The 21053-nt window shown below is 54.0% G+C and carries 17 protein-coding genes; 11 read left to right on the top strand and 6 right to left on the bottom strand.

Features of this window, described 5'->3' with window-relative positions; genetic code table 11:
* Positions 1-12 precede the first annotated feature (12 nt).
* The 4 genes from Poly59_RS03680 (at position 13) to Poly59_RS03665 (ending at position 8266) form a co-directional block, all read left to right on the top strand.
* Positions 13-2253, top strand: a complete 2241-nt coding sequence (locus Poly59_RS03680; RefSeq protein WP_146532677.1) for a glycoside hydrolase family 2 protein — start codon at positions 13-15, stop codon at positions 2251-2253.
* Between the two features lie 132 nt (positions 2254-2385).
* On the top strand, positions 2386-4965 hold the full coding sequence (locus Poly59_RS03675; RefSeq protein WP_146532676.1) for a glutaminase family protein: 2580 nt from the start codon (positions 2386-2388) through the stop codon (positions 4963-4965).
* Between the two features lie 102 nt (positions 4966-5067).
* Positions 5068-5646: a 3-keto-disaccharide hydrolase gene (locus Poly59_RS03670; protein WP_390621436.1), complete on the top strand. Its 579-nt coding sequence runs from the start codon at positions 5068-5070 to the stop codon at positions 5644-5646.
* Positions 5647-5680: 34 nt separating this feature from the next.
* Positions 5681-8266 (top strand): beta-L-arabinofuranosidase domain-containing protein, encoded by a 2586-nt coding sequence (locus Poly59_RS03665; RefSeq protein ID WP_146532675.1) that lies wholly within the window; start codon positions 5681-5683, stop codon positions 8264-8266.
* 262 nt (positions 8267-8528) lie between these two features.
* On the opposite strand, the gene Poly59_RS03660 is transcribed toward Poly59_RS03665, so the two are convergent.
* Both Poly59_RS03660 and Poly59_RS03655 read right to left on the bottom strand, forming a co-directional pair.
* Positions 8529-9725: a RimK family alpha-L-glutamate ligase gene (locus Poly59_RS03660; RefSeq protein WP_146532674.1), complete on the bottom strand. Its 1197-nt coding sequence runs from the start codon at positions 9723-9725 to the stop codon at positions 8529-8531.
* Positions 9726-9805: 80 nt separating this feature from the next.
* Positions 9806-10303: an ATP-dependent zinc protease family protein gene (locus Poly59_RS03655; protein ID WP_146532673.1), complete on the bottom strand. Its 498-nt coding sequence runs from the start codon at positions 10301-10303 to the stop codon at positions 9806-9808.
* Between the two features lie 168 nt (positions 10304-10471).
* Here Poly59_RS03655 and Poly59_RS03650 point away from each other — a divergent pair, with 168 nt between their 5' ends.
* From Poly59_RS03650 to Poly59_RS03635, 4 genes are all read left to right on the top strand, one after another.
* Complete coding sequence (locus tag Poly59_RS03650) at positions 10472-10822, top strand: DUF721 domain-containing protein (protein WP_146532672.1); 351 nt, start codon at positions 10472-10474, stop codon at positions 10820-10822.
* Positions 10822-11445, top strand: a complete 624-nt coding sequence (locus tag Poly59_RS03645; RefSeq protein WP_186775999.1) for a DNA-3-methyladenine glycosylase I — start codon at positions 10822-10824, stop codon at positions 11443-11445. Before Poly59_RS03650 ends, Poly59_RS03645 begins: the two co-directional genes overlap by 1 nt.
* 196 nt (positions 11446-11641) lie before the next feature.
* Positions 11642-13945, top strand: a complete 2304-nt coding sequence (locus tag Poly59_RS03640; protein WP_246151355.1) for a DUF1592 domain-containing protein — start codon at positions 11642-11644, stop codon at positions 13943-13945.
* Positions 13946-13950: 5 nt separating this feature from the next.
* Complete coding sequence (locus tag Poly59_RS03635; protein WP_146532670.1) at positions 13951-15243, top strand: DUF1552 domain-containing protein; 1293 nt, start codon at positions 13951-13953, stop codon at positions 15241-15243.
* Positions 15244-15266: 23 nt separating this feature from the next.
* Here Poly59_RS03635 and rarD read toward each other — a convergent pair whose 3' ends face one another.
* A complete protein-coding gene (rarD, locus tag Poly59_RS03630; protein WP_246151354.1) occupies positions 15267-16205 on the bottom strand; it encodes an EamA family transporter RarD in 939 nt (312 codons plus the stop codon).
* Positions 16206-16420: 215 nt separating this feature from the next.
* On the opposite strand from rarD, the gene Poly59_RS03625 reads away from it, so the two are divergent.
* Positions 16421-16792, top strand: a complete 372-nt coding sequence (locus Poly59_RS03625; protein WP_146532669.1) for a DUF4112 domain-containing protein — start codon at positions 16421-16423, stop codon at positions 16790-16792.
* A gap of 69 nt (positions 16793-16861) precedes the next feature.
* Positions 16862-17122: a DUF4404 family protein gene (locus Poly59_RS03620; protein ID WP_146532668.1), complete on the top strand. Its 261-nt coding sequence runs from the start codon at positions 16862-16864 to the stop codon at positions 17120-17122.
* 31 nt (positions 17123-17153) lie between these two features.
* Here the strand turns inward: Poly59_RS03620 and Poly59_RS03615 are convergent, their stop codons facing one another.
* The 3 genes from Poly59_RS03615 to Poly59_RS03605 all read right to left on the bottom strand — a co-directional run bounded on the left by Poly59_RS03615 (position 17154) and on the right by Poly59_RS03605 (position 19914).
* A complete protein-coding gene (locus tag Poly59_RS03615) occupies positions 17154-18383 on the bottom strand; it encodes a hypothetical protein (protein ID WP_146532667.1) in 1230 nt (409 codons plus the stop codon).
* 21 nt (positions 18384-18404) lie between these two features.
* The gene (locus Poly59_RS03610) at positions 18405-19295 is read right to left on the bottom strand and encodes a hypothetical protein (protein ID WP_146532666.1); all 891 of its coding nucleotides are present in this window, start codon (positions 19293-19295) and stop codon (positions 18405-18407) included.
* A gap of 115 nt (positions 19296-19410) precedes the next feature.
* Positions 19411-19914 carry a cell division protein FtsH gene (locus Poly59_RS03605; protein ID WP_146532665.1) on the bottom strand — a complete coding sequence of 168 codons (504 nt, stop codon included), beginning with the start codon at positions 19912-19914 and terminating at the stop codon, positions 19411-19413.
* A gap of 89 nt (positions 19915-20003) precedes the next feature.
* Here Poly59_RS03605 and Poly59_RS03600 point away from each other — a divergent pair, with 89 nt between their 5' ends.
* Entirely contained in the window at positions 20004-21044 is a 1041-nt protein-coding gene (locus Poly59_RS03600) for a galactitol-1-phosphate 5-dehydrogenase (RefSeq protein WP_146532664.1), read from the top strand.
* Positions 21045-21053: the final 9 nt, after the last annotated feature.

The raw sequence follows: 21053 nt of genomic DNA, 5'->3' as shown, positions 1-21053 counted from the left end.
TTGTGGCTTGCGATGGATCAGACATACGCCGACGAACCGCTTCAGAACGCTTGGCGCTACACGTTCGAAGATCCCGAGTCGGGATGGGAATTGCCTGCCTTCGACGACAGTGGTTGGCAAGAAGGTCTGGGCGGTTTCGGAACCCGCGGCACTCCGGCCGCTCGGGTCGGGACAACATGGAAGACGAACCACATCTACGTTCGAAAATCGTTCTCGCTCGAAAAGATTCCGGACCATCCCGGATTGCTGATTCATCACGATGACGAAGCCGAAGTGTTTATCAACGGCAAGCTGGTCACCTCGTTGGACAAGTGGTCGACCGCTTACGAAATCAAGCCACTTGACGACCAACACCGTCAAACTCTGAAGCAGGGCGAGAACGTTTTGGCCGTCCATTGCCACCAAGACGCTGGTGGCCAATACATTGACGTCCACGTGATCGACATCGACGATCCGCCAGCGTTGCCCCCGATGTCGCCGTTCAAATCAGATCTGATTACCCAGTGGGGCAGCGAGTTGACGCCAGAGAATGCTTGGACCGAATACCCGCGGCCCCAACAGGCTCGCGAAGCATGGACGAATCTGAACGGTTTGTGGGACTACAGCGTCACCACTGTACAACAGACAGAAACGCCGACCGATTGGGACGGAAAGATCTTGGTTCCGTTTAGCTTGGAATCGCGACTCGGTGGCGCGCAACGTATGTTGGACGCAGCCGAAACACTCTGGTATCACCGCAAATTTGACGCCAAAGTCGAAGCAGACAAACACTTGCTTCTGAATTTCGAAGCCGTCGATTATCGCTGCGAAGTTTTCGTCAATGGAATCTCGGTGGGCAGCCACCAAGGCGGCAACGCGCCGTTTTCGTTCGACATCACCGGAGCCATCGAGAATGGCAAGAACACGTTGGTGGTCCGCGTCGAAGACGAAACCGAAGCATGGCAACTGCGCGGCAAGCAAGTCGTCTCGCCCGGCGGAATCATGTACACCCAAGTGTCCGGTATTTGGCAAACGGTGTGGATGGAACAAGTCAACGCAACGCACCTGAGCGGATTGAAGATCGCTACTGATGTGAAAACGGGAACGATCACGGTCAAGGGAATGGTCGATGGCAATTCGCAAAACTGTAGACTGCGTGTCGTCGTAGCCGATGACGGCGCCGAAGTATCTGACATAGCCGGCGAAGTGGTGGCCGGTGCCGGGCACGTGACGATTAACGTCGCGCAACCGAAACTATGGTCACCCGATTCGCCGCATTTGTACGAATTGGAAGTCTCGTTGATTGACGCGGCAGGCAAAATGATCGACCAAGTCGATTCGTACGCTGGTATTCGCACCGTCGGCAAAGTCCGCGACGCGGACGGCAATTGGCGCATGACGATGAACGGTAAAGTCATTTTTCATTGGGGCCCCCTGGACCAAGGTTGGTGGCCTGACGGACTGTTGACGCCGCCGTCGGACGAAGGAATGTTGTTCGACATCGAATGGTTGAAAGAGGCCGGATTCAACATGATTCGCAAGCACATCAAAGTCGAACCTCGCCGGTACTACTATCATTGTGATCGACTGGGAATGATGGTGTGGCAGGACCAAGTCAGTGGCGGCCAGGGACCACCGTGGACACGCATGGCGCCAGATCCCGTCGATGCCGATTGGAGCAACGCAAACCACGATCAATACATGCTCGAATTGGAACAGATGATCGGCAATCTGGAAAATCATCCATCGATCGTCGTTTGGGTTCCTTTCAATGAAGCGTGGGGCCAACACCGCAGCGTTGAAACAGGCAAGTGGACCGTCAAACGGGATCCGAGTCGCTTGATCAATATCGCCAGCGGCGGCAACTTTTGGCCGGTCGGTGATATCGCCGATGAACACGCTTACCCAAATCCGGCTTTCCCGATCAACGACTCGCGATTCGATGACTATGTCAAAGTCGTCGGTGAATTTGGCGGACACGGCTATCCGGTCGAAGGCCATTTATGGGACGCCGATCGCGAAAATTGGGGTTACGGCGGTTTGCCGAAAACGATGTCTGAGTATCACGATCGCTATGAAACGTCGCTGAGCATCTTGAACCAACTCAGAGCGAAAGGCATTGCGGGCGGCGTCTATACACAAACGACCGATGTCGAAGGAGAAATCAATGGTTTGATGACCTACGACCGCAAGGTTGAAAAGATCTCTCCGAAAGAACTCAACAAGCTGCATCAAGTGTTGTTTGAACCGATCGAAACTTCCGTTCCGCGCTAGCGTCCTAGGGCGACGGGAATTTGGTTTCGCAGAGCGCGTCGAACGATTTCCAACCCGATTCCTCCCGGACTGATGAATCGGTCCGATGCTTACCTTTTCCACCATCCACGAAATATCAAGTTACTCGCCACCATGAACCTTAAAACGACGATTGCGACGACCCTAGCAGGGATCGCAATGCTGCTATCGACAACGCATGGTCGTTGCGACGAAGCAAAGACCTTCCGCCCACCGGCCGTACCGTTGGTCGCCTGTGATCCGTATTTCAGCGTCTGGTCGCAAACCGACAACCTTTGGTCGACCGAGACGACGCACTGGACCGGCACGCAACACCGAATGGCAGCGATCGTGCGAGTTGATGGAACCGCTTATCGTTTGATGGGCGCCGGTCCGCAACCGATTGCCGCGATGGAACAACAGTCGGTTCACGTACTGCCCACGCAAACGGTCTATCGATTTTCGGAAGCCAAAGTGGCCGTCAAGTTGACCTTCACAACGCCATCGTTACCCGATGACATTGCAATCCTCAGTCGTCCGACGACCTACGTGGATTGCGAAGTCACAGCGACAGACGGAAAACTGCACGACGTCGAATTCTATTTCGACGCCGGTGGCGAACTTGCAACCAACGAACTGGACCAGCAGGTTGCTGGCAACATGGCGTCGATCGCCGGAGTCACAGCGCTCGAAATCGGCACGCAAACCCAAAAGATCCTGGGGCGTTCAGGTGACGATTTGCGAATCGATTGGGGATACTTGTACGTCGCCGCTGACAATCAATTCGCACCGGTCGCGACCTTCGGTGATGCAAAATCGCTTCGTCAACGGTTTGCCAAGAAGGGTGTCGCCAGTCTTTCCGCCACAGGTCCTGAACACGCCGAACAATCATTTCCGGTGGATGCCGGCAAGGTCGTCGCGTCGATCGCGATGTCGATGGGAAAGGTTGGTGCAAAGGTTTCGAACGCATACGTCTTGATCGCGTACGACGACCTGTTTTCGATCGAGTTCATGAAAAAGCGACTTCGCCCCTATTGGCGAAAAGACGGATGGCAGGCCGACGACTTGATCTCGGCCGCGATCCAAGAACATGATGAACTGATCGCTCGCTGCGAAACCTTTGATGCCGAGCTGATGGCCGACGCAGTAAACAGCGGCGGTCAAGAGTACGCCGATATCTGTTCGCTCGCCTATCGTCAGTGTTTGGCAGCGGGGAAGTTTGTTGCGGACGAAAACGGACAGCCGCTTCAATTTTGCAAAGAAAATCATTCCAACGGGTGCATCGCGACGTCGGATGTGTTCTATCCGATGATTCCCCAGTTTCTGTTGTTCGGGCCGACGATGACCAAGTCCGTCCTGGTTCCGTTCATGGAATATGCGGCCTCGGATCGTTGGAGGTTTCCATACGCTCCACATGATCTTGGCACCTATCCCAAGGCCAACGGCCAACGCTACGGCGGCGGCGAAAACAGCGAAGACGGTCAAATGCCTGTCGAAGAGTCCGGCAATCTGTTGATCCTTTTCGGGGCACTTGCAAAAATGGAAGGGAACGCTGATTTCGCCGAACTCTATTGGCCCCAAGTAAGTCAGTGGGCGAGCTATTTGAAGGAGAAAGGATTCGATCCGGAAAACCAACTGTGTACCGATGACTTCGCCGGACACATGGCGCATAACGTGAACCTCAGTGCGAAGGCAATCATGGGATTGGGTTCGTATGCGATGCTTTGCGAAATGCGAGGAATGAACGACGAGGCGCAACAGTATCAGGCGGTCGCGAAGAAGTATGCGGCGCAGTGGATCGAGGCGGCTCGCGATGGCGATCACTTTGTCTTGGCGTTCGATCGCAAAGACACCTGGAGCCAAAAATACAACTTGGTTTGGGATCGTATCCTGGGCCTAGATCTGTTTCCCGACGAAGTACTTGAAACCGAGATGGCGTTCTATCGCAAATCGCAGAACGAATACGGTTTGCCGCTGGACAGTCGATCCGACTACACCAAACTGGACTGGGTATTGTGGACGGCGACGCTGACCCAGAATCGCAAGGACTTCGACGCACTGACGCTTCCCGTTCACCGGTTCTTGAACGCGACGCCGCAGCGAACACCGATGACGGATTGGTACTTCACGTCGACGGCCGACAAGGTCGGCTTTGACGCGCGGCCCGTCGTCGGCGGTGTCTTCTTGAAGATGCTTTACGATTCGACCCTTTGGGCCAAGCACGCGGGAAGAGACCAAACCAAGGCCAAAGAATGGGCACCGATGCCGATCCCGCCCAAGACGATCACTTTGATTCCCACCGGCGAAAAGCATGACGCGGTCTACCACTACGTCACGACCAAGCCGACCGACGACTGGTTTACCAGCGATTTTGCGATCGACGGCTGGAAGAAAGGAATGGGCGGATTGGGTACTGAAACGCCAAGCAAAACACGTTGGGCATCGTCCGAAATTTGGACGCGCCGTACCGTCAATATCAATTCGCCGATTCCCAATCAAGTCGGCCTGCGGATTTGGCACGACGAGGATGCGACGGTCTACATCAATGGGAAGCAGATCATCTCGCTGGGCGGTTATACGACCGGCTACGAAGTGTTTGAGATTCCCGCTACATCGTTGAAACAAGGCGATAACATCGTCGCAATCCACGTTCGCCAAACGACGGGCGGTCAATTCATCGACTTCGGAATCGATAAACTGGTTCTACAACAGTAGTCTCTTTTGGGTTTCGCGATTCCCGCGTCCCGTATTGAAAACACTTCCATGGAAAGCAAAACAATGATGCACCCGATTCGCTTTGTATTCGTCGCTGCGGCGATGGCAATTACCTTTTCGTCCGTTAACGCTCAGGAATCCGAATGGATTTCGTTGTTCGACGGCAATTCGATGGACGGATGGAAAAAAGTCGGTTCTGACAACAGCAACTGGGAAATCAAAGATGGTGTGATTAAAGGCACTGGCGACGCCTCGATGCTGGTGAACACGTCTGGTCCGTACAAGAATTTCAAGTATCGCGCCGAAGTTCAAATCAACGACGGTGGCAACTCGGGGTTGTACTTCCGAACGACTCCAGAACCCGGCTTCATGGATGGATACGAAGCACAGATCGACAGCACTCACACCGACCCGATCCGCACAGGATCGCTGTACGGTTTCTGTCATGTGTACCGCCAAGTCGTCAAACCCGGCCAATGGTTCACGTACGAATTGGAAGTACGCGACGACGTATGGCGCGGCCGAGAAATGACTCGAATCAAAATCACGATCGATGGCAACGAACTGTATGAATACATGGATTTTGACAAGACGTACAAGGAAGGCCACTTCGCGTTCCAACAGCACGATCCTGGCAGCATCGTGAACATCCGACAAGTTGAAGTCTCACCGCTGCCGTAGTTTCGTTTTTCATTCGTATGCTGTGGCTTTTCAAATGACATCGATCCTTCACTATCGGCTTGTTACGGCCATCTTCGCGTTGACCGTGATCGACAACGGGGCACTGCACGCGGACGTGACGGACGTAGTTTCGATCGTCGTCGTGCCGAACAATGAACCGAACGATGCTTCGAACGAATCATCCGCGAACAACTTTTACGTTGGCAATCGCGTTCCGTTGGTCCCAAGCCGACTGATCGCGTTACCGCCCGGCGCGGTAACTCCCGCCGGATGGCTGGCCGAGATGCTTCGTCGTCAACGCGAAGGTTTGACCGGTCACCTTGGTGAGATCAGTGCGTGGTTGACCAAGGAAGACAACGCCTGGCTGAGTCGCGATGGAAAAGGAGAGTACGGGTGGGAAGAAATGCCCTATTGGCTGAAGGGCTATATCGAGCTGGCGTATTTGTCAAACGACCCTGCGATGATTGCCGAAAGCAACGTTTGGATCGAGGGCGCCCTGGCCAGCCAACGACCCAACGGCGACTTTGGCCCCGACCAACGGTTCGACGATGGTACGCGAGACTACTGGGCTAACATGGTCATGTTGTTCTGTTTGCAATCGTACTACGAATATGGTGCGGCGAACGGCGAATCGGACCAACGGGTTTTGGACCTCATGACGCGATACTTCAAGTATCAATCCACCATCCCCGACGACCAGATGCTGACGGGCTATTGGCAGAAAATGCGCGGCGGTGACAACCTGCACAGCATCTATTGGTTGTACAACCGAACCGGCGACGCCGACCTGTTGCCGATCGCTGACAAGATCCATCGCTGCACCGCGAATTGGACGTTGACGGATGATTTGCCAAACTGGCACAACGTCAACATCGCCGAGTGCTTTCGAGAACCGGCAACGTACTTCCTGCAAACGCATGACAGCAGCGATTTGCAGGCCGCGTACGCGAATTTCCACGAAATACGTAAACGTTTTGGTCAGGTTCCCGGCGGCATGTTCGGTGGCGACGAAAATTGTCGCGTTGGTTTCGATGATCCTCGCCAAGCGACCGAAACATGCGGATTTGTCGAACAAATGTTGTCTGACGAAATCATGTTGCAAATCACGGGCGATCCCTTTTGGGCCGACCACTGCGAGACGGTCGCGCTGAACAGTTATCCTGCGGCCGTGATGCCAGACTTCAAATCGCTACGTTATTTGACCGCGCCCAACATGGTGCTTAGCGATGCGGCGGACCACGCACCTGGCATCGATAACAGCGGCCCATTTCTGGTGATGAATCCGTTCAGTTCGCGATGCTGTCAACACAACCACTCGCACGGATGGCCGTACTTTGCCAAGCATCTGTGGATGGCGACGCCCGACAACGGGGTGTGCGCGGCGATGTACAGCGCGTGTGAAGTCGATGCCATGGTCGGCGATGGCACCTGCGTTCGCATTGTCGAATCGACGAAGTACCCGTTCGACGAAAACATCAACTTGACGATCCACGTCGATCAACCGGACTCGTTTCCGATCTACATGCGAGTGCCGGCTTGGTGCAAGGATGCGCGGTTATCGATCGACGGCGATGTTCAACCGATCGAAAATGCGTCTGGAAAGTACATTCGCATCCACCGAACGTGGAACGATAGCGACACGGTCTCGCTAAGCTTGCCGATGGAAACGTCGCTGCAAACGTGGGCGAATAACCACGACAGCGTCAGCGTCAATCATGGCCCGCTGACCTTCTCGTTGAAAGTCGGTGAGCGCTATGAGCGAAAGAGCAGCGTTGATACGGCCATTGGTGATTCGAGTTGGCAACCCGGCGTCGATCAAGATCAGTGGCCTTCGTTCGAGATTCGTCCGACGACGGACTGGAACTACGGATTGGTGCTCGACGGAGATCAGCCCGTCATCGATTTCGAAGTACACCGCCACGATTGGCCGGCGGACGACTTTCCATTCACCACCGAATCGTCGCCCATCACGATCACGGCAACCGCGCGAAAGATTCCCCAGTGGACGCTTGACCGCTATGGACTTTGCGCCGTTCTGCAAGACAGTCCCGTCGAAAGCGATCAATCGAATGAACGTGTGACGTTGATCCCGATGGGGGCTGCGAGGCTTCGCATTTCGGCGTTTCCGGTTATCGCGAATGGGGAAGGCGGCCGTCGATGGATTGAACCCGCAAAGCCTCGTCCATCGGAGTTTCGGATCTCAGCTTCGCATACCAACGCGGGCGATTCGTTGGATGCGATCGACGACGGCCTCGAACCGCAAAATTCGAGTGACCACGATATTCCACGGATGACGTGGTGGGACCGCAAGGGAACCATGGAATGGGTCCAGTACGACTTTGCCGATCCAAAGATGATCTCGGACGTTTCGGTTTTTTGGTTTGATGATACCGGGCGAGGCGAGTGTCGCGTCCCCCAGTCATGGAAGGTGCTCTACCGCGACGGCGATCAATGGAAACCGGTTTTGGATTCGCAGACTGCGTCGGTCAAAAAGGACCGATGGGACAAGCGTGCGTTCGATCCGGTGATGACTAAGGCGATGCGAATCGAAGTCCAGTTACGCCCAGACGTTTCCAGCGGAATTTTGGAATGGATGATCGGCTCACCAGCGGCTCAGTAGCCGTGGCTTGGCGGCGAGGACATCCTTCGCATCGGCAATTTTGTCGAGTGAGCTTTACGTTCGCTAGAGCTTTCTTAGTTGTGTCGTCTCATTCGGGCATGGCGTAACTGGCACAACGAATGACATCAGGGTGACATGCCCCGACGAATTTTAGTCGTGATATTTGAACATTGTCATTGACCAACGATGGTTGATTACCCAGCACGTCGCGAAAACGTTTTCTTTGTCCAAGTACCGTTTGGTCGATCAACCGCAGACTTGTTCAGCCAGGGATCTCGACTTCGGTTGACAGTTTTTTGATTTTCGGGCTTCGACGTTTGCGAGTTTTTTCGGGAATCATCCCACGCATGGCGTCGAGTTTTCCAAAGCAAAGCAGTCGATCGTGAGGTTCAAGGGTTCGTTTGAGTCGTGGGTTTGGGATTACCGTTGCGCCGCGGTAAAGCGTTAAGACGTTGATGTCTTGTTCGGGCAATCCACTTTGGTCGATCGTCTTGCCAATGAAATCGGAACCGTCGGGTATGTAAATCTCGGTGACACCGTAACCTCGGCTGACTGTCAATCGTTGACGCACGTCGATATCCGGAAAATCAACTTGGGCTGCGATGTAGTCCACGATCGCACCGGCAATGTCTAGCTGCGTGCAGGTTTCGATTCCTTCGAGACCAGGGGACGAATTGACCTCCATGACTTGGGGGCCATCATTGCCCTCTAGCATGTCAACGCCCGCGACGCGCAGTCCCATGATCTGGGCTGATCGAACGGCGGTTTGACAGTACTCTTCCGAAAGTTCAACACGTTCGGTCTTGCCGCCGCGGTGAACGTTGCTGCGAAATTCACTGCCTTGGGCGACTCGCCGCATTGCTGCGACAACCTGGTCACCGACGACAAACGCGCGGATGTCACGACCCTTGCTCTCAGCGACAAACTTTTGAACTAAAACGTTTTGCCGCGTGCTCTGCAGTGTCTCAATGATCGCTTCGGCAATCTTGACACTGTCGGCCAAAATCACACCAACGCCTTGAGTGCCCTCGAGCAGTTTGATGATGATCGGCACCCCGCCGACTCGCTGGATCGCCGGTAGAACATCCTTCTTTTCACGGACGAAGGTAGTTTGCGGAATACCGATTTGATGGCGGCTGAGGATTTGAAGACAGCGAAGTTTGTCGCGAGAATTCGAAATCCCGGCTGACGAAGACGCTGTGAAGACATCCATCTGTTCGAATTGTCGAACAACGGCAGTCCCAAAATACGTGATCGAAGCACCGATTCGCGGTACGATCGCGTCATAGTGGCTTAGCTGTTTGGATCGGTAGTAGAGGTCGGGCTCGCCCTGTTCCAAGTCGATGGAGAACCGCAGCGTATCGAGGACTTTGACCTGATGCCCACGTTTCTGGGCAGCTTCGACGAGTCGTTTTGTGCTGTAACAGGTATTGCTGCGAGAAAGAATCGCAAGCTTCATGATCAAAACTTCGGTAGGGGCGGATGGGACATCGGTTAGTAATGTCGTTCAATGATTTGGATGACTTGCGAAATGGATGACTAATGATGTCGATGACGCGGATGACGGTTTTTTCGCGAGGGTCGGCCGCCGAAATAGGATCGGGCTGGATCGACCAACATCCGTCCTCGGACGGCTTCGCGTCCGACCAACATTCGGAAACCCATCTGAGTTCGATCGGCCAAAGTCAAATCGACCGTCCATGTTTCGCCCATCCATAATACGGACGTCAGAATGACGTACCGGATCGATGACTCGCCGCTTGAACTGCGAACATTTCGGATGTCGTGGACAGGTGCTTCACACTGAACCGAGTACTTATCGCGGCGCTGGATCGGGTGGACCTGAAATCGTACCCAAGGTGCACCATCGCGATCGAACGCTTCGATCTCGAACGCGTGAAGACTTGATGAACGAGCACCTGTGTCAATTTTCGCCTTGATGTGGGCAATTTTCAGGTCCGGCAGGCTGAGCCATTCTCGCCATCCGATGATGACAAGCGGCGTTTCACCAGACGATGGTGTCAACTGATCTGACATCGAAAGCTCCTCTAGTGAAAGCATCAAGCGTGAACATCGGAAACGTCGATAAGTGGAACGATTTTGAGCCTGGATGTCCATGCGGCGTTGGCCGCTACAATGCATGGGTTCAGTCTGGTTCTCGAGTAATCCCGACCAGTTTTCTTTTCATTGACTCCGGAGGCTTCGATGGCAAAACGTGCTAAATCCGCGATTTCTCCGTTGGCCAGTTCGCCTGACGATAAGCCAAAAGTCCGTCGAATCGGTTCATTGATCAGTCAGTTGATGTCGCGCAAAGGGTACGCCCGCAGCGGTGTCAACGAACATCTCACCGAAACGATCGTCGCCGCCATTGGCGAATCGCTGGCTGCCTCGTGCCGGGTCGGCAATCTTCGCGCCGGCGTATTACAAGTTTTTGTGTCCGATTCGGCGACGTTACAAGAGTTGAATTTTCAGAAACGGGCGATCCTTCGTCAATTTCAAAAAGACGTTGCTGGCAATAAGGTCAACGACATCCGGTTTCGCATTCAAGCGGGCTAATGATGACAAACCGCCGGGGAACCCAGATCGGCGATGCTGCGGTGGATCGATGTTGGTGGTGCGGAAGCGATCCGCAATACATTCAATATCACGATCGCGAATGGGGCGTGCCCGTCGCGGATGACACACGGTTGTTCGAAAAAGTTTGCCTCGAGGGGTTCCAGGCTGGGCTCAGTTGGCTGACCATCCTACGAAAACGCGATTCATTTCGTGAGGCATTTGACGGGTTTGATCCTCAGCGGGTTTGTCGATTTGACCAAGCCAAGGTTGATCAGCTGGTCAATAACGCGAGTATCGTGCGCCACCGCGGAAAGATTCGATCGGCAATCAACAACGCCGCCCGCGCAATCGAAGTCGGCGAAGAATTTGGGTCGTTGGCCACCTTCCTATGGTCGTTCGAGCCCAAACACCACCGATCGCCCAAATTGCGGTCCGACGTCAACGCAATCACCGAGGAATCGACCAATCTGAGCAAAGCACTGAAGAAACGCGGTTGGACGTTTGTTGGCCCGACGACCTGTTTTGCAATGATGCAGGCCATGGGCATGGTCAACGATCACTTGCGGACCTGCTACTGCTGGGAGAGGATCGAAGACGCGCGAAAAACGTTTGTTCGCCCTTGATTGGTAAGAACCGTCTCGCGAAACTATAATAAGCATCCCTCCTGGCGGTACTTCAAATGCCGCTCCCGCCTTAGCACTTTCGACATTGATCCTCTTTATGTCGCGTTTCCACCGGATCCGATCAGTTGGCCTTGGTTGTGCCATAGCTTTCGCAGTTTCGTTAGTTGCCGGACCAGTTTCGGCAGTGGAAGCGAAATTGGACACCGTCGAATTTCTCAATCACAACTGCATGGACTGTCATGACGGCCCCAACGCCGACGGTGGTTTCGATATCGCATCGCTTGGCACTGATTTGTCAGATTCCAAGACTATGTCACGTTGGATTCGTGTGTTCGACCGGGTCAACGACGGCGAGATGCCGCCCAAGGATGGTGGTGAATTGGATCCGGATGAAGCAGATTCCTTTCTGAACGAAACGTCGCTTTGGCTGCACGATTTCCAAAAAGCCGAGTTTGACAAAGCAGGTCGAGTCCGTTCGCGACGGCTGACCAACGCCCAACTTGAACGAACACTTCAGGACTTGCTGGCAGTCGATATTCCGCTGGCTCGTCTGATGCCCGAAGAACAACGAAGCGATGGATTCACGGGCATTGCCGATCATCAATCCATTTCTCACTTTCAACTTGATTCGCATCTAACCGTGGTTGATGCAGCACTTGATGCAGCAGTAACTCGTGTGACGGATGCGGAAAATCATTTTCATCGCGATTACGACGCTCGTGCGCTCGCTCGGGCGCGACCGCTCAGTCGATGTCGTGATCCTGAAATGATTGACGGCAAAGCAGTCGTATGGTCGTCGACACTGGTTTTCTACGGCCGCATCACGTCGACGACTGTGAAGGAATCGGGTTGGTACCGAATCACATTTGATGCTTCGGCAATCAACAAGCCCAAGGAAGGCGGCGTCTGGTGCAGTGTTCGGACCGGGCGCTGTGTTTCCGGTGCACCGTTGTTTTCGTGGGTTGGTGCTTTCGAAGCCGAACAGCAGCCCACCACACACATCTACGAAGCCTGGATACCGGCTGGCCATATGATCGAGATCCGTCCGGGCGACGAGACTCTTAAACGAGCCAGATTCAACGGCGGCCAAGTTGGTGCGGGCGAAGGTGGTCCGCAAAACGTGCCTGGCGTCGCCTTACACTCGATGACGGTGGATCGCATTCATCCGGCGGGTTCACTCAGCGTCGCGCGACGAAACTTGTTAGGTGATTTGAACGTCAAGATTGACACAAAAGCGAAACGGATTGATTTGGTCAGCGACAATCCGCTGGGTGATATGTCGAAGCAACTTCGACGCTTCGCGACTCGCGCGTTTCGTCGTCCGGTCAGTGAAATCGAATTGCAACCGTACCGGCAGTGGATGCGAGAATCACTTGAAAGCGGGGTATCGCCGATTGACGCGTTACTGGCTTCGTATCGTGCAATCTTGTGTTCTCCGCGATTCATGTACTTCGTTGAACCGCCCGGCCCACTCGACGATTTTGCGATTGCAACGCGTCTAAGCTATCTGCTTCGTGGCAGCATGCCCGACGCGGTCTTAACGAAGCTAGCACGCGATGGAAAGTTGCAGGATCCCCAAGTCATTCGTGGTCAGGTCGATCGCTTACTTGAAGGAAAGTACGCCAGCCAATTCGTGCGTGACTTTGCCGATCAATGGTTGGACATGTCGCAAATCGAATTTACAGAACCAGACCGAAAGCTTTATCGCGATTTTGACGTGGTCGTGCAAAACGCGATGCTGGACGAGACACATCAGTACCTCGAAGATTTGATCAAAACGAACGCAGGGGCGGACAAATTGATCCGTTCGGATTTCACGTTCTTGAACAGTCGGCTGGCTCGTTACTATGAGATTGAAGGTGTCGACGGCGATGAACTTCGCAAAGTCAAGCTGCCCAGCGACTCGCCGCGAGGCGGCCTGTTGTCGCAAGGATCGATCTTGAAAGTTACCGCCAACGGAACCAACACTTCGCCGGTGCTTCGTGGTGTTTGGGTTTCGGAACGGATTTTGGGAACGCCGATTCCGCCGCCGCCCGAAAGTGTTCCAGCAGTCGAGCCTGATATTCGAGGCGCAAAAACGATTCGCGAGCAGCTGCAGAAACACTTGTCGGATGTTTCCTGCAACGGTTGTCACCAAAACATTGATCCGCCCGGTTACGCGCTCGAAAACTTTGATGCCGGGGGACGTTGGCGTGATCAGTACATCCAGGTCAACGGTGGCAAGTCACGTCGCGGTTTGCCAGTCGACGCTAGTTTCGTTACCGCTGACGGACTCAGCTTTAACAACTTTGACGAATATCGGAAAATCGTGTGCGATGATATTCGACCGGTTGCCCGAAATTTTGCAGGTCAATTGATGACTTACGGTACGGGCGGATCGATTCAGTTTGCTGACCGATACGAACTGGACCAAATCGTTGAAAGTACTGCTGGTGACAATTACGGATTGCGGTCGTTGTTGTATGCGGTTGTCACCAGTCCCACCTTTTTGAATAAGTAAGAACGATGGCTTTGAATCAACAAGTTCAATTCAACTTTCGCCGGGCACTTGATCGACGAACCGTGCTTCGTGGCAGTGGCGTGGCGATGAGTTTGCCGTGGTTGACCGCGATGCAACCTTCGTTCGCCGCGTCCGATAAATCGGCTGCTCCGAAACGTTTTGTCGCGATGACCCTGGGATTGGGTTTGGTCGCGGAAAATCTATTTCCCGACGACAAAGGTGTGCAGTACACGCCGTCGCCTTACCTGAAACCACTGTCCGATCTGCGGGCTAAGTTGACGGTGGTTTCGGGTGTTTCGCATCCAGGGGTAAAGGGTGGTCACCGGGCCGAAGCAAGCATCTTGACGGCTTCGCCAGTGGGCACGTCGGGTAAAGCCGTCAATTCGATCTCCATCGACCAATTGATGGCCAAGCACTTGGGCGACGCAACACGGTTTCCATCATTGGTGCTTAGCACCAGCGGCAGTTCTAGCCCGTGTTACACCGAAAGCGGCGCGATGATTCCACCGGAAGATTCACCGTCGCGATTGTTTGCGAAGTTGTTCGTCGACGAATCGAAGGACCAACGCGAACAGCAGGCTGGCCGCGTTCGCCAGGGGCGCAGCATTATGGATTTGGTCGGTGAAGATGCCAAGTCATTACAGCGCGACCTGGGACTCGGCGACCGCGATCGACTGGATGCATACTTCACTAGTGTTCGACAGCTAGAAAAACGAATGGAAGAGACCGAGAAATGGGCGAAACGTCCCAAGCCCAAAGTCGACGCAAAGATGCCACGAGATATTAATGACCCCAGCGATATCATCGCCAAACAAAAAACGATGTGCGATGTCATTAAGTTGGCGCTTTTGACCGACTCGGCTCGGTTCATCTCGTTGCACATCCCGGGTGCCGGCGGAGTGATCCCGATCGAGGGTGTGGACGAGGGCTATCACAACCTCAGTCACCACGGCAAGGACGAAGAAAAGTTGGCTCAACTGGCGATCGTCGAAGGCGCGATCGTGGCTCAGTGGGGCGAATTCATTCGCGACCTGAATCGATCCGAAGACGGTGACGCAACCTTGCTCGATCACACCAACGTCTTATTGACCAGCAACCTTGGCAATGCATCCAATCATGATAACCGCAATATGCCCGTCTTGGTCGCTGGTGGAGGAATGCGTCACGCTGGTCACTTGGCGTTCGACCGTAACAACAACTATCCATTGCCAAATCTGTTCGTCAATTTCTTGCAAAACGTTGGAATGGAAATTGACCAGTTTGCGACCAGTACCGGAACCATGAATGGCTTAGGCTAAGACATTGAGTTGTGTAACTCGATTTATCTTTTTGCCAGAACTGGTTTCGTTTTCATTCGTGATTTAAACCATCGGGTTGTGGGGTTTCCGGCGATGAAGACCACGACGCCGGCCCACACAAACGCGAAACCGATGAACTGAGAGGTGCTGACGGGTTCGCCCAGGATAATCGCACCAACGATCCACTGCATCGTCGGTCCGACGTATTGCAGAATCCCAATGGTCGATAACGGAACACGCTGGGCCGCGACGGCGAACAGAGCGAGTGGCGTGATGGTGACAGCCCCACCGATCATCAACAGTGCCCAAGTCAATGCGGATAGAGACGCGGCATTGGGCGATTGAAAACCGATCAACACGTAGGTTGCCGCGATCGGGAATAGAATCCCGGTTTCCAAAGTCAAACCCTCGAACGGGCCAAGCGGCGCCTTCTTTTTCAGCAATCCATAGATTCCAAACGACAAAGCCATGGACAAAGCAATCCATGGCACGCCACTTCCCGCGATCGTCATCACAAGGACGCCGATCCCGGCCAAACCAACGGCCACCATTTGCGGCACATAAAGTTTTTCGCGCAAGATCATCACGCCTAACAGCACGTTGACCAGAGGATTGATGTAGTAGCCCAGCGAAGCTTGCAGTACTTGGTTTGATTCCACTGCGTATAAAAACGCCAACCAATTGATTCCGATCATTACGGCGGCGCACGCGTGAATTAGTAGGGTGCGCTTTTCATGCCGCGTCCAAACGATTCGACGAAGCCGTTGGACCGACGCGGTCAAGATCGCTAACAGCACGAATGACCAAATGACTCGGTGGGCAGTTAAAGCAATGGAAGGGACTGACCCAACCATTCGCCAGTACAGGGGGAAAACGCCCCAGCAAACATGAGCCAACAATGCGCAAGCCACACCTACACGAAAGGATCGGTTGTCGGTTGCGGACGTTGTTGAAGGAATCAAGGTTGGCTGTCGTTCAAAAGGACGGAATTAAGATGATGGTAGTGTGACTGGACACCCGGAAATGAACAACGGTTCGCTGGCCGTCGCCCAAACTCTAAGTTGAATTCGGGGGGAGGTACGTTCACGATCGACCGATGTATAAGTTGAGGCTTGCAGATTGCACCGACCGTATCGATGTATAATCGGCCATTGGTTCTCGTACGAAGAATACCGTCATGAAAGATCCGAAGCAGCTGAAAGAGATTCAGATGCGAGCGGACAGCTTTGCTCGTCTGATGGATGACGCCATCGAAATCCCTGTGCTGGGTATTCGATTGGGCTGGGACAGCATTTTGGGGTTCATCCCGGGCGTCGGGGATGTGGCGGGATTGTTGGCGCACGGGTTTCTTGTCGTCCAAGCCAAGCGTGCGGGCGCTCGAAAACGAATCTACCTGTGGCTGCTGTGGTACGCGTTGATCGACTTTATTGTCGGTACGATTCCAGTTCTCGGCGACATCTTTGACATCTTCTGGAAAAGCAATCGTCGTGGGGCAGCGATGCTGAGGAAGGAAATTACTCATCAAACATCGAAGAACTCGACGTTTTGACACGGGCCATTTCTCAGATGGCTAAAATGAATCAAACTGACGAACCATTTCAAATAGGAGGTCACCTTAGTGAGCCACAAAGAACTCAACGAAGCGTTAGAAATCGTTCGCCGCGAACTCTCGTCGAACGAACAACTTGATCCCACCGATGTTGCCCGTTTGCGATCGACGATGGAGCAAATCGAAACTGCGCTTCAGCATCAACCGCAGAATTCAGAATCGTTAAGCGAGAACGTTACGAGCGCTGCGTCGTCGTTTGAACAGTCGCACCCACGTTTGACTGAAACGCTGGGCCAGATCGCGGATATGTTGCAGCAGATGGGCATTTAACGCTGCTGAATCTATTTCCATAATAATGGATTCAGTAGTTTTTCGCCTTTTTCATTTCCGCGAGTCCACCCAGCCATTTTCGGTCGCGAGTTCCCGTCCACCGGTTGGACATGCTCTGCAGGCTGGCTCGAACGTCACGGTCGAGTCCCTGTTGCTTGGCAAACTCGATCGCTAAATCGAGCTGGTATCGCGATTGTGGATAGACGGGAACGCCACGTGAATCGAGCGCCCAACGCGACAGCGGAAATGTTCGCCAACCGTCGTTGTCGTCATCGGCTTCCAACATCGAAACGATGTCCTCATTCATCGCCGATGTTGCCGAATCGTGCACCTGGATGTCTACTCGACTGGTATGAGGCGAGTAGAGCGACCATGACAACCAGTGGTCCCAAACGCCCCATCGTTCGGTGAGTGGGGCGATCAGAACAAGGCCAATCACCATCGTCGTCAGCACCGACCGATGCGTACTTGGCTGTTTCTTGCCATTGACGTCTGTGAAATTGGTCGGGATTGGACGCCGGATCATCCACCAATAAGTCTGGAACATCAGCGCCGCGTTCCAAGTCAAAACACCCAAACTGTGATCGAGACTCCAGGGACCTAAGATCGCAATCAAGGTGGCATGCATCATCGTGATAATTACCCCTGCGATCGGCCGAATGCGCGGGATCAATAGAGCAAGTCCAGCGAGCAATTCGGTCGCCGGAAAGATCAACGCTAGTCGCGTCCGCATGGTCTCGTCGATGGCGTCAAGGTTAACGCCAAATGGACGAGCGACAGCCGCTAGAAAATCTTGTCCGACCGTGTGGGCAAACTGAAAATCGAACTTCCCCATTGCGCTGTAGATATAGACGCTGGCGGCCACCGGGATGATCCATTGACGCAGCCGAGCGGGATCCAGTGCCGCGAACATCAACGCGTAGATGGCCAATTGATAGGCCCATGGCTGCAATCGATGTTGATCCAGAGCAAACGACACAACCAATCCAACCACCACAACGATCCAGCCTGCGCGGGTGATCGGTGCCGCATTCCCCAATGCCGCGATCGCAATCAATGCGGCTACGATAAAAAAACTGGTTGCGTCAAGAATCCATTCCGGACAACCAGCCAGCGATGGGAAAAATGCAATCGCCGGATAGCCCGAGTCTGCGATGGTCGGGAACCACAATCGCCACGTCGTGCAAATCAGTCCGACGGCAACGCCGGCCCATAATCTTTGAAACGTAAATTCGGTGTGGTTCGTCGTCGGTGATTTCATCGGCTGCTTATGCGTTATGGCCTAGGCAACTTTGCGGCAGGCCGATGGCAAGTACTTTTTCAGTTTGGCGAGTCGGGTGGTCGTTCGTCGACGCAGCCAACTGGTCCAAACATCCAAATCGGGATTCGATGCGTAGGCATGCATCGATTGTTTGGCTCGGCCTTGAAAGTGCAAGGTGTGAAAACGGATCGGGTCAGTGTGATCAGGATGAACGCCGAAGGGTTTCGAGTCTCGCCAATCAATCTGTTTTGACTTTTTGCCGGCGAAGCCATCAAGGTGGCGGATGTGGAAATCGAATACCGAACTGTCTTGGATGGTTGCCAAGTCGATGACACGGTCAGGAATCGTGCGGGTGTAGTGAGTCAGAGCCGTCATGTCCGAAATCGATCGGTCCCAAATGCTGGGGCTGTTCGCAAACAGATCATCGAACTTTTGTTGTTGGTCCGGATCCGCGTACATGCGATTGATGAAGTCGCAAAAACCATCCAAGCAATCGAGTCGATTGATCATCAACGAGTGACCACTGATGAATGAAATCCCGAGATCAAAACTAGCAAATTTTTTGGCAATCGATTTGAGATCGCTAAAAATCATTAAATCGGAATCACAGACCCAAGCCTTGTCGACGTGGTGTTCTCGCATCCACTTCGCGACCACGAACCATCGCTCGAAACAGAACATTTCAAACGAGGGTGGATTTGGGCTGCGATGTCGGTAATGTGCTTGAAACTGCCTAATGTCCTGGTTGTAGTCGTCGATTTGGTAGTGTTGGGTTGGCCACTTCAAACGCTGATTACTGGAGTCACCAATCAGAACCACGTCCGCGTCCGGGTTGCTGATCCGAGCTTGGCGAGTCGCGATGTACAGATGCTCGGCTTTTCCCGAGTGGACGAAAATGATTGGCATCGACATGGACAGAACTCCTGTGGTGAAACTGGACTGCTTTTACAGATTTCGTTTCACGCACGTCAATGCAACCCTCTGGGTTTTGACTCGCGGCCCGTTCCCGTACGTGATCTGTCGCAAGCTAGCGAATCCAAAAAGTTAGTACTTCGGCGATCTGATCGGATTCGAGTTGTTCGTGCGCGGCCAGTTCGTCTGCCAGGCTGGCGATGGCGGGCCAGTAGGGATCGCGACCGAGATGGTGGTGCAGCGTGACGATGATCTTTTCCAGCAACTGTGTCCGTCGCTGCGGATCAGAAATGATCTCGTCGCAAGTTTGCATCGCTTTCGCCCAATCGTCTTGCCAAGGCCCGTAAAGGGCAGGATGCAGCGGTTCGCTTCGGTAGATCATTTCAGCGACCGGACCGCCCAAGTACGTCATGATTTCTCGTTGACGTTGCCAATCCAGGTTCGGGTCGACTCGCCCCCAATTGACGCGACAGTCGCCAAACCGATCGGGCAGAAATTCGTCGGCTTCGCCCCAAAGTTGCATGGAATCGATGGTTGCCCCTAGGGCGTGGGCAACGACGGCGTGTCCGGCTTCGTGGTAGGCCGTTAGGGTCTCGTCGTCTTCTAAGTCGTAATTCAACAGGAAGTCACCTGTGCTAAAGTGGTACCAGTGAAGACAATCTCAAAGTTGTAGCCGAACCAATCACCCCGCAAAATAGATCTCCCGCGATGAAAGCTCTGCTGTTAACCGAATACGAAAAGATGGAAGTCACTGATGTTGCCGAGCCCGAGATGGGTGCCGACGATGTTCTGGTACAGGTCGAAGCGTGCGGGATTTGCGGCAGCGATATCCACGGCTACGACGGCAGCACGGGTCGCCGGATTCCACCCTTGGTCATGGGCCACGAAGCGGCCGGGATCGTGGTCGATAGCGGCGCGAACGTGACGGACATGCCAAAGGGAACCCGTGTCACTTTCGATTCGATGGTCTCGTGTGGTACTTGTCACTTTTGTCGGCAAGGCAGCGGCAACCTGTGTGACAACCGAATGGTCCTTGGCGTGTCGTGCGGGGATTACCGACGTCACGGTGCGTTTGCCGAACGGATCAGTGTGCCTCGCCGGATCGTTTACACGTTGCCTGACTCGTTACCGTTCGAGCATGCAGCCCTGGTCGAAGCGGTCTCGGTGGCCGTTCACGCCGCCGCGGTGACTCCGGTAAAACTTGGCGATACGGCTGTCGTCGTCGGCGCCGGAATGATCGGTTTGCTTGCCATTCAAGCGATCCGTGCCGCGGGGGCGACGCGAGTAATCGCAGTCGACTTGAACGACAAGCGTTTGGCGGTCGCGAAAGAGCTTGGTGCGGATGATGTCCTGCGAGCCGACCAGTGCGACGTGCCTGCGAAAATTCGTGAAATGACCGGTGGCCGCGGCGCTGATGTGGCGTTAGAAGTGGTCGGTGCAACGCCAACGATCAAAACGGCGATCGAATCGGTTCGCAAAGGTGGCTGCGTCACCTTGGTTGGCAACGTCGCACCGACGATCGAGTTGCCATTGCAGTCGGTCGTCACCCGCGAAATTCGTTTGCAGGGTACATGTGGTTGCAACGGAGAATACCCGCAGTGCATCGACTTGATGAACCGTGGCATCATCAACGTCGCGCCTTTGATCACGTCAATGATCAGTCTGTCGGATGGACCAAAATGGTTTGACCGATTGCATGCAGGTGATCCTGACCAAATGAAGGTTGTCATCCAACCGCAGAAGGTTTAGTTGGTGCCG

This window comes from Rubripirellula reticaptiva (assembly GCF_007860175.1).
In the GTDB taxonomy this organism is placed as follows: domain Bacteria; phylum Planctomycetota; class Planctomycetia; order Pirellulales; family Pirellulaceae; genus Rubripirellula; species Rubripirellula reticaptiva.
Note: the sequence above shows the minus strand (reverse complement) of the source record. Positions and strands in the feature narration are given on the sequence as shown.

What these genes read in the sequence shown, in the direction of transcription:
- Poly59_RS03680 (WP_146532677.1), top strand. Translation starts at nt 13, where the DNA reads ATGGATCAGACATACGCCGACGAACCGCTTCAGAACGCTTGGCGCTAC.
- Poly59_RS03675 (WP_146532676.1), top strand. Translation starts at nt 2,386, where the DNA reads ATGAACCTTAAAACGACGATTGCGACGACCCTAGCAGGGATCGCAATG.
- Poly59_RS03670 (WP_390621436.1), top strand. Translation starts at nt 5,068, where the DNA reads ATGGCAATTACCTTTTCGTCCGTTAACGCTCAGGAATCCGAATGGATT.
- Poly59_RS03665 (WP_146532675.1), top strand. Translation starts at nt 5,681, where the DNA reads ATGACATCGATCCTTCACTATCGGCTTGTTACGGCCATCTTCGCGTTG.
- Poly59_RS03660 (WP_146532674.1), bottom strand. Translation starts at nt 9,725, where the DNA reads ATGAAGCTTGCGATTCTTTCTCGCAGCAATACCTGTTACAGCACAAAA.
- Poly59_RS03655 (WP_146532673.1), bottom strand. Translation starts at nt 10,303, where the DNA reads ATGTCAGATCAGTTGACACCATCGTCTGGTGAAACGCCGCTTGTCATC.
- Poly59_RS03650 (WP_146532672.1), top strand. Translation starts at nt 10,472, where the DNA reads ATGGCAAAACGTGCTAAATCCGCGATTTCTCCGTTGGCCAGTTCGCCT.
- Poly59_RS03645 (WP_186775999.1), top strand. Translation starts at nt 10,822, where the DNA reads ATGATGACAAACCGCCGGGGAACCCAGATCGGCGATGCTGCGGTGGAT.
- Poly59_RS03635 (WP_146532670.1), top strand. Translation starts at nt 13,951, where the DNA reads ATGGCTTTGAATCAACAAGTTCAATTCAACTTTCGCCGGGCACTTGAT.
- Poly59_RS03625 (WP_146532669.1), top strand. Translation starts at nt 16,421, where the DNA reads ATGAAAGATCCGAAGCAGCTGAAAGAGATTCAGATGCGAGCGGACAGC.
- Poly59_RS03615 (WP_146532667.1), bottom strand. Translation starts at nt 18,383, where the DNA reads ATGAAATCACCGACGACGAACCACACCGAATTTACGTTTCAAAGATTA.
- Poly59_RS03610 (WP_146532666.1), bottom strand. Translation starts at nt 19,295, where the DNA reads ATGTCGATGCCAATCATTTTCGTCCACTCGGGAAAAGCCGAGCATCTG.
- Poly59_RS03600 (WP_146532664.1), top strand. Translation starts at nt 20,004, where the DNA reads ATGAAAGCTCTGCTGTTAACCGAATACGAAAAGATGGAAGTCACTGAT.